Annotated in this window: 2 protein-coding genes; both read left to right on the top strand. The window is 38.5% G+C overall.

The features are described from left to right. The first annotated feature begins 580 nt into the window (after positions 1–580). Positions 581–1282 (top strand): type 1 glutamine amidotransferase, encoded by a 702-nt coding sequence (locus Q8907_15240; GenBank protein ID MDP4275626.1) that lies wholly within the window; start codon positions 581–583, stop codon positions 1280–1282. Between the two features lie 383 nt (positions 1283–1665). Further along, positions 1666–2999: replicative DNA helicase (gene dnaB, locus Q8907_15235; protein MDP4275625.1), on the top strand; the 1334-nt coding region annotated here is incomplete at its 3' end.

The raw sequence follows: 2999 nt of genomic DNA, 5'->3' as shown, positions 1-2999 counted from the left end.
TGCTGAAACAACCAAAATTTTACCCTGAGTATAATCCGAACAAACAAAAGGATGTCCTTTCCCTTGCTGGACAGGTTGCGCAAAGCATAACTCATTGCAGGTTAGGATAATATAAAACAGTAGAATAAAACTTGGAAGTAATAGCCTTATTTTTTTTGAAAACATTTTCATGCCAGTCAGTTAAGTTAGAAACAGGAGGGCTTCACCAAAATCGTGAACGCCAACGGCTTTACAAAAAACTATTGGTTACCTGGAACTTGTAAAAACAAGTTCCAAAAATACTTGTTTTTACAAAACAAAGAGGCTTTTGCCCAAAATTTTCAATATTTCATATAATTTTTGTTTGTTAACGAAAAAACCTAATCAATACTTTTTATTAAAAAATACTATTTTATAGAATTACATTCTAGCATTTCAGATATTGATCAAATTAATTTACATATTTTTTATTTTTACCCCTTTATTTTGTAAAGTTTAATGTATTTATTTTTATTGATCAGAAATTAGATTTATATTTGTATGTAAATTTTCTAAGGATTGAAAGTAAGTCTTTCAACAGGTCAACCTAAATTAAAAAAAGATGCGCATACATTATCTAAAGCATGTTCCTTTCGAAGGATTGGGCAACATAGAAGTTTGGGCAGAAGATCGGGGCCATTTGGTTTCATGTACTTCATTTTATGAAAAAAAATGGAAATTGCCATCGACCAGAGAATTTGACTGGTTAATTATACTGGGAGGCCCTATGAGCATAAAGGACGAGGCTATTTATCCCTGGATCAGGGAAGAAAAAGAATTTATTCTCAAAGCAATAGAGGCGGATAAAACCGTATTGGGTATATGCCTGGGAGCCCAGATGATTGCTGATGTCCTGGGGGGAAAGGTTTTTCCAAACAAAGAAAAGGAAATAGGCTGGTTTCCCGTCAATTTTAACGAAGATGCTTTAAATACCAGCCTGTTCCATAATTTTCCCCCGAAACTAACCGTCTTTCATTGGCACGGCGACACATTTTCCCTCCCCGAACAGGCTCAAAAACTTGCTTCCAGCACGATCACCAACAATCAGGCCTTTAGTTATAAAAATAAAGTCATTGGACTTCAATTTCATATTGAAGAAAGAGATGCCTCCATTATGCAGCTCATCCGGCATTGCGAGGATGAACTGGTTGAACAACCCTATGTGCAATCGGCTCAAAATATCATGCAAAATGTATTTTTGACCAGACAAAACAAAGATTATTTATTTAAGTTCCTGGATAATATATATAATTTCAATTCATAAATAGATTAAAAAATTATTCAGACTCAAATACCCTACATCATCAAGTACCTAAGGCAATCGGGATGAACTTCTCCTGGTTGCCTTTTATGTGAACCGCAAGTAAAATCGGTTCTTCTTTCCCAAAAGGTTTCTAAACCATGATCAGACGGGACTCCCTTTCTCCCCCAACAAATTGTATTTTTTTATTAATTAAACACAAACATATTTTTTAATATTGTTCTTTCAGTTTATATTTGTTTAAAACCAAGGGCAAAAGAAAAGATTTTAAAAAATTCATGAACAGTTGTTTATAAATGGAGGAAAATTTTGTTGATAAATGGGTCCCTTATTTTTCTCAAGTAAGAATTTTCTTTCCTTAACTTTGACCTTCAATTTTATAATTCATGCCACCAAGAAAAAACAATAATAAATCCACCAACGACGCGATAGAACAATTAAATGTTCAGTATGGGAAAATTCCGCCCCAGGCCCTCGATCTTGAAGAAGCGGTACTGGGTGCTATGATGATAGAAAAAGATGCGGTCATCTCTGTTTTAGACATTCTTAAACCTGAAAGTTTTTATAAGGATGCCCATCAAAAAATCTTCAAAGCCATCGTAGACCTTTCAACCCAGGAGAAACCCATTGATATCCTCACCGTTACGGAAGAATTGCGTAAAAACAAACAGTTGGATGAAGTTGGTGGCCCTGCCTATATTAGCATGCTGACCGGCCGGGTAGCTTCCGCAGCAAATATAGAATTCCATGCACGAATCATAGCGCAAAAATATATTCAACGCGAACTGATCAGGGTTTCTTCGGATATACAAACCAAAGCCTTTGATGAAGGGGTGGATGTGGACGATTTACTGGATTATTCAGAAACAGCCCTTTTCAATATTGCCGAAGGGAATATCAAAAAAGAGACAGCCCCTATCAATGTTCTGATTAAACAAGCCATTCAGCAGATAGAAGATGCCAGCAAAAGGGAAGATAGCCTTAGCGGCGTACCTTCAGGTTTTACCTCCCTCGACCGCATCACTTCTGGATGGCAAAAGTCTGACCTCGTCATTGTTGCTGCCCGTCCATCCATGGGAAAAACAGCTTTCGTACTGTCCATGGCCAGAAATATGGCGGTTGAACACAAACGCGGAGTTGCCCTGTTTTCACTTGAAATGTCGGCCATTCAGCTGGTAAACCGTTTAATTGTAAGCGAAACCGAACTCCCCTCAGAAAAAATACGGAACGGACATCTGGAAGGCTACGAATGGCAACAACTTGACCACAAAATTAAAAGCCTGGTTGAAGCACCTATTTTTATTGATGATACGCCGGCCATTTCCATATTCGAACTTAGGGCCAAATGTCGGCGGCTAAAAATACAACATGATATTTCCATCATCATCATCGATTATCTGCAGTTGATGTCTGGCCCGGCCGAAACTAAAGGAAACAGGGAACAGGAAGTCAGTACCATTTCACGTTCGCTTAAAGCAATAGCAAAAGAATTGAATGTGCCAGTTATAGCGCTGTCTCAGTTGAACCGTTCCCTGGAACTCCGTACCGGCGCCAGCAAACGGCCTATGCTTTCCGACTTACGTGAATCCGGAGCTATCGAACAGGATGCCGACGTGGTGCTATTCATCCACCGGCCTGAAAAATACGGAATCACCGAAGATGAAGAAGGTAACCCGACGCAGGGCTTAGCCGAAATCATTATTGCAAAACATAGAAACGG

The organism is Bacteroidota bacterium, assembly GCA_030706565.1.
Classification (GTDB): Bacteria; Bacteroidota; Bacteroidia; order Bacteroidales; family JAUZOH01; genus JAUZOH01.
Note: the sequence above shows the minus strand (reverse complement) of the source record. Positions and strands in the feature narration are given on the sequence as shown.